The sequence below is a fragment of the Streptomyces dysideae genome (assembly GCF_001514305.1).
Taxonomy (GTDB): domain Bacteria; phylum Actinomycetota; class Actinomycetes; order Streptomycetales; family Streptomycetaceae; genus Streptomyces; species Streptomyces dysideae.
In genome coordinates, this window is sequence record NZ_KQ949159.1 from 1 (window position 1) to 5282 (window position 5282).

Here is a 5282-nt window from a genome sequence, read left to right on the forward strand (position 1 = left end):
ACCACGATGTCCGCCGTCTCCACGGGCCGTCCCTGGTCGCTGTAGTACGTCCGCCGGATGTGCGTCACCAGCGCGGTCTTCTGGATACCCAGCAGTGTGAAGCTTCCCCTTGATCGTGGACACCTGGAGACTGGGACCTGAGGTTCCAGAGGAAGTAGCACCAGGTGGGAAGCAAGTACACGAAGCGGTACACCGAGGAGTTCAAGCGGGACGCGATCGCGCTCGTCGACTCCTCGGGCAAGACGGTCACGGCTATCGCCCGGGACCTCGGCATCAGCTCCGAGTCCCTGCGCGGCTGGTACCGCCAGGCCAAGGCCGACCGGGGCGAGGGCGCCCCGGGCGAGCTGACCAGCGCCGAGCGCGAGGAACTGCGCCGGCTACGCAAAAAGAACCGCGAGCAGCAGCAGACGATCGAGATCCTGAAAAAAGCGACCGCCTTCTTCGTGAAGGAGAGCGACCGGTGAACGCGTTGTACCGGTTGATCCACTCGGAGAAGGCGAACTACCCGGTCATGCTGCTGTGCCGGGTGCTGCGTGTGGCCCGCTCCTCCTACTACGCCTGGTGCGAGGGCGAGGCTGCCCGCCAGGCCCGCCAGGCGACCGACGACGCACTCGCGCATGAGATCACCGTGCTGCACATCGCCTCCCGCCGCACCTACGGCGTCCCGCGCATCCACGCCGAACTGCGGCGTCTGGGACGGCAGGTGAACCGCAAGCGCGTCGCCCGCGTCATGCGTGAGCGCGACATCCGCGGCGTCACCCGCCGCAAGCGGCGCTCGCTGCCCCGGCCGGATACGAAGGCGAAGCCGGCCCCGGACCTGATCGGACGCGACTTCCACGCCGAGCACCCCGGCACCAAGCTGGTCGGCGACATCACATGCCTGCCCACCGCCGAGGGCTGGCTCTACCTCGCCTGCTGGCTGGACCTGGCCACCCGCGAGGTCGTCGGCTACGCGATGGCCGACCACCACCGCGCCGAACTCGTCGTTGACGCCCTCGACATGGCCCACGGCCGAGGCGGTCTGGAGCGCGGATGCGTGGTCCACAGCGATCGCGGAAGCGAGTACACCTCAGCTCAATTTCGCGATCGAATACGGGAGTTGGGGCTGCGGCAGAGCTGCGGACGCACCGGATCGTGTTTCGACAACGCCGCAGCGGAGAGTTTCTGGGCCCTGCTCAAGGAAGAGATCGGAACCCGGACCTGGCCCGACCAGGCTACCGCCCGCGCCGAGGTCTTCAACTTCATCGAGACCTTCTACAACCGCCGCCGCCTACGCAAGCACAAGATCTTCGGCTACCTCACACCGGCCGAGACCAGGCAGCGGCATCAACACGCCCTCGCGGCATAACGAACGAGTGTCCAAGACCACGGGGAAACTTCACCTCAGCTACTACCCCCGCCTCGAACAGCGCATCCTGCAGCTCGCCGATACCGGCCTCAGCGCCGTGAAGATCGCCGATCAGCTCAACCGCGACGGCTTCCGCTCGGCACGCGGTGACGACCCCATCCGCCGACGCGTCGTGGCACAGATCCTTCAGCGCAACGGCAGACCACTGCCGCCCCAGACGGGGCCATGGCCGGCCGACCCGGCCGAAGCGCCCCGGGAACACGAGTGGTGGCTGGGCGACCTCGCCGCCCACCTCGGCTGCACCCTCGGCACCGTCCGCAAATGGATCACAGACGGGCACCTCACCGGACGACAGGAGACACGGCACCCCTACCGATGGATCATGAACGCCCCACCAGACAAGATCACCGAACTCGAAGAGCGCCTCGCCAAGACGCGCGGGCGACGCACCCGCATCCACCCCCGCTTCGCCGAACTCCTCGACGAAGACAACTCATAGGCGCAGCCTGCTTGACGCATCGAAAATTCCTCCCACTACATCCGAGATGTCACGTTCGCTGAGGACGCCTCGACCATTCACACCGGCACCGCACCCCGCGCCATGGCCACCATCCGCAACCTCGCCATCGGCACCCTGAAGATCCTCGGAGCCGACAACATCGCCAAGACCACCCGCGCCATCCGCCACGAACCCGAACGATCACTCGCCATCCTGGGCATCACCAACAACCCAGACACTCACGGAACTTGATCAAGCCCTGGACCGCGGCTGGCTGCACAAACGCCCCGACGGGAAGTTCACCGCACGCTCGTAGCCGCCCCGCCGGCGGGTGCCTGAGGACCGTAACCGGCGGGCCCCCGGCGGCAGTTGAGTTTGGTGTGAAGAAAAACAACGGTCTCGCCGGGGGCCCTGACGGCCTTATCTACACCGCACGCCTGCCGCTGTCGAGTGCCACTCTGAACTGGCTCGCCGACCTGATACGCGGCCACCTGAAGAAGATCGGTTCGCGGTGGCGGGCCCTGCCCGCGGGGAAGATCGCCGCCATCGTGCTCGCGGTGCTGCGCTGCGACCAGCGGCCGGGCGACCTGGCTGGCGGCAACGGGATACACCGCACCACCGTGACCCGGTGGGTCAGGGAGGTGGTCGGCCTGCTGGACGGCCCGCTGATCCGCACCCGGCGGCGCACGGGGACACAGAACCGGAGGAACTACTCCGGCAAGCACAAGCACCATGGCCTGCTCGTGATCGCGCTCACCGACGACCGTGGCCGGCTGCTCTGGGTCTCTGCGGCCCGGCCCGGACGTACCTCGGAGATCACCGCCTGCCGACACGACCGGCTCACCGCCAGGCTGCGGGCGGCCGGCCTTGGCGCCATCGCCGACCTGGGATTCGTCGGGCTCGACGACAGCGGTCCCGACGCCGATCCGGCGGTGATCACCGGCTACAAGGCCGCCCGGAACCGACCGCTGACGCGAGGGCAGAAGCTGTCCAACAAGGCCCTTGCCGCAGTGCGGGCGCCGGTCGAGCACGGATTCGCCCACCTGAAGAACTGGCGGGTCCTCGGCAAGGTACGCACCGACCCGAAGTGGGCGACCGCCCTGGTGAGGGCCCTGCTGGTCCTGGCGAACCGCGAAGTCTCCCGGTGACCGACAATCTTCGCCGAAGCGTGACGGGCGCCGATGGCACCGGGCCGCCGCCCGCCGCCGAGGGGGCGTTTTCTGGACGCCATCCCGTACGTGAACCGGACCGGGATCCCCTGGCGTCACCTCTGCTCGACTACCCGCAATGGCCGCTGCCCGTGGTAGGTTATAGGTCGACCACTAACGAAAGAGGGAAGATGACAGTCAAGGAAGACGACGCCGCCCGCCGCGCCGCTGCCCAGCACACCCTGGCCGAGCACCTGCGCCTCACCGCCGCCGGACGCGTCGACGAATGGGTGACGCTGTTCGCCTCAGACGCGGTGCTCGAGTTCCCGTACGCGCCGGCCGGCGTGCCCCAGCGGGTAACGGGGCGAGACGCACTGCGCGCGCACATGAGCAACTTTCCCGAGACCTTTGACGTGGAGTTCGTCGACCTGGTGTTCCACGAGACGGTCGATCCGAGCCTGGTGATCGCCGAATTCCGCTCGAAGGGCACGGCGCTGCCGACCGGCAAGCCGTACGAGCAGACGTGCATCTCCGTCGTCCGGACCGATGACGACGCGCGCATCACCCACTACCTGGACTACTGGAACCCGCTGGTGGCGATCGAGGCGCTCACGCCCCACGACGTGCCGTCCGACCCTGACCTCAGCGTGACTTTTGGAGGCTGAGGGGAGCCGTGTTTGACTGACGCCCATGCCTGCCGCCGGTACCAGCACGAAGAGCGACGAACGACGTCGGACCATCATGGCCGCCGCGGTCGACTGCTTCGCGCAAAAGGGTTTCTACGGTACGACGACGCATGAGATCGCAGAGTGGGTCGGCATCTCTCAGCCGTATCTGTATCGCCTGTACCCGAACAAGGAAGCACTGTTCGCGGCGGCGGTCGACCACGTCTCCGTCGTCATGACCGACACGCTGGTCGCTCACTCGCCGGCGTCGGGTGGGGCCGGGCTGGCGCCCGAGGCGGCGTTGGATGCCGCACGCGGCGCCTACGCCGCGCTCGTCGCGGACCGGAGCATCCTGCGTTTCCTCATGCACGCGAACTGTGCCGCCGGCGAGCCGCTCGTGGGGCAGGCCGTGCGTCGGTGCTACGCCAAGCAGGTTGACACCGTTCGGCAGTTGCTGGGCGACGACGAGGCCGTGCGGCGCTGGTTCGGCGCCGGAATGCTCGACAACGTGGTCGCCGTGCTGGGTCTGGCCGACATCGATGAGCCGTGGGCGCACGTCCTCACCGCTCGATGACCCGACACCGGCAGTTCGGCGACGACGGCTCCGAGTCTTCCTCGTAGGCCAGCTCGGCCGGTGGGACTCGGCTTCTTCGCCCAGCCGCGGGCAGGCTGCTTCCGGGTCAGCCTCCGCCGCGGCCCGGCCCTGCTCGGCCAGCCGGTTCAGGACCGCTCGGCGATCACGAGCTCCTCCCGCTCGGTGTCAGACGACCTTCGCCATGGACACCGGCCGACGACCAGCGCAAGTAGCTCTCCCGCCCCTCACACCAGACCCATGACCAGCAACTTCACGATGCACACCACTCAGTGTGGTGCCCTCGAACGGCTCTATCACCATGGGCTTTGCAACTCGTGCGCTCTTGACCGGCAGTTGACCGGCCTGCTCGGCGGTCAGGACGGCATCGTCCGGCCGGACCTGGAACCGGTGTTCCAGTGCTTGCATCGGGGCGATCCCCTCTCTCTTCTCTACTGGCTTCGCGAACCCGTTCCACGGCGCCTGCTGGCCGCTCTCGCCGCCGAGAAGGGACCCGTGACGCACGACCTCCTCGACGGCCTTCAGCACCCAGTCAAAGCCGTCCGGCACCTGCGGGCGGCTCTGGCTGCCGACGGTGTTCTTCCGGCTCGTGACGAGCGACTCGCCGAACTTGAGCGCTGGCTGCCCCGGTCCGTCGCCCGAATCGAGGACCCCAGCGGGCGCCAGGTTGTCCGCGGCTTCGCCACCTGGCACCACTTGCGGCGGCTCCGGCGAGACGCCGAGAAACGGCCCGTCACGCTGCACCAGGCGGTGGTCGTCCGCCGTGAGGTCAAGGCTGCAATCCAGCTGATCGAATGTCTCCGGGCCCGCAGCAAGAGCCTGGCCACCTGCACCCAGCACGACATCGACGACTGGCTGGCCACGGGCGAGTGTCAATGGTGGTGCGCGAGGCGATTCCCGATCCCGACCCTTGCCCGTACCGGCTGCCACGCGGCGCTCTGTGAGGAGTCATCGATGACCAAAAGCGAGTTTCCCGAGGCCATGACGGCGGCCGGTGCGGTCCGTGGCCGCCGTGAGGGCGGCCTGGCGG

General features: G+C 68.1%; 7 protein-coding genes and 2 pseudogenes. 8 read left to right on the forward strand and 1 reads right to left on the reverse strand.

The genetic code is table 11. The features are described 5' to 3' along the window. A pseudogene (locus tag AQJ91_RS57200) lies at positions 1-98 on the reverse strand (GntR family transcriptional regulator); the annotation flags it as partial. Between the two features lie 66 nt (positions 99-164). Here AQJ91_RS57200 and AQJ91_RS47930 point away from each other — a divergent pair. The 8 genes and pseudogenes from AQJ91_RS47930 to AQJ91_RS47965 form a co-directional block, all read left to right on the forward strand. Continuing rightward, complete coding sequence (locus AQJ91_RS47930) at positions 165-464, forward strand: transposase (RefSeq protein ID WP_067036629.1); 300 nt, start codon at positions 165-167, stop codon at positions 462-464. Further along, a complete protein-coding gene (locus AQJ91_RS47935) occupies positions 461-1348 on the forward strand; it encodes an IS3 family transposase (protein WP_159054841.1) in 888 nt (295 codons plus the stop codon). The genes AQJ91_RS47930 and AQJ91_RS47935 overlap by 4 nt, the downstream gene beginning before the upstream one ends. A 7-nt stretch (positions 1349-1355) precedes the next feature. Next, positions 1356-1847, forward strand: a complete 492-nt coding sequence (locus AQJ91_RS47940) for a hypothetical protein (protein WP_067036632.1) — start codon at positions 1356-1358, stop codon at positions 1845-1847. 102 nt (positions 1848-1949) lie between these two features. After that, on the forward strand, positions 1950-2099 hold the full coding sequence (locus tag AQJ91_RS58050; protein ID WP_324618072.1) for a hypothetical protein: 150 nt from the start codon (positions 1950-1952) through the stop codon (positions 2097-2099). 128 nt (positions 2100-2227) lie between these two features. Further along, a complete protein-coding gene (locus AQJ91_RS47950; RefSeq protein WP_067036636.1) occupies positions 2228-2995 on the forward strand; it encodes a transposase family protein in 768 nt (255 codons plus the stop codon). Then, entirely contained in the window at positions 2992-3660 is a 669-nt protein-coding gene (locus tag AQJ91_RS47955; RefSeq protein WP_234383477.1) for a nuclear transport factor 2 family protein, read from the forward strand. The genes AQJ91_RS47950 and AQJ91_RS47955 overlap by 4 nt, the downstream gene beginning before the upstream one ends. A gap of 25 nt (positions 3661-3685) precedes the next feature. Further along, a complete protein-coding gene (locus AQJ91_RS47960) occupies positions 3686-4234 on the forward strand; it encodes a TetR/AcrR family transcriptional regulator (RefSeq protein ID WP_067036642.1) in 549 nt (182 codons plus the stop codon). A 258-nt stretch (positions 4235-4492) separates the two neighbouring features. Then, positions 4493-5282, forward strand: a pseudogene (locus AQJ91_RS47965) (hypothetical protein); the annotation flags it as partial.

What these genes read in the sequence shown, in the direction of transcription:
- AQJ91_RS58050 (WP_324618072.1), top strand. Translation starts at nt 1,950, where the DNA reads ATGGCCACCATCCGCAACCTCGCCATCGGCACCCTGAAGATCCTCGGA.
- AQJ91_RS47960 (WP_067036642.1), top strand. Translation starts at nt 3,686, where the DNA reads ATGCCTGCCGCCGGTACCAGCACGAAGAGCGACGAACGACGTCGGACC.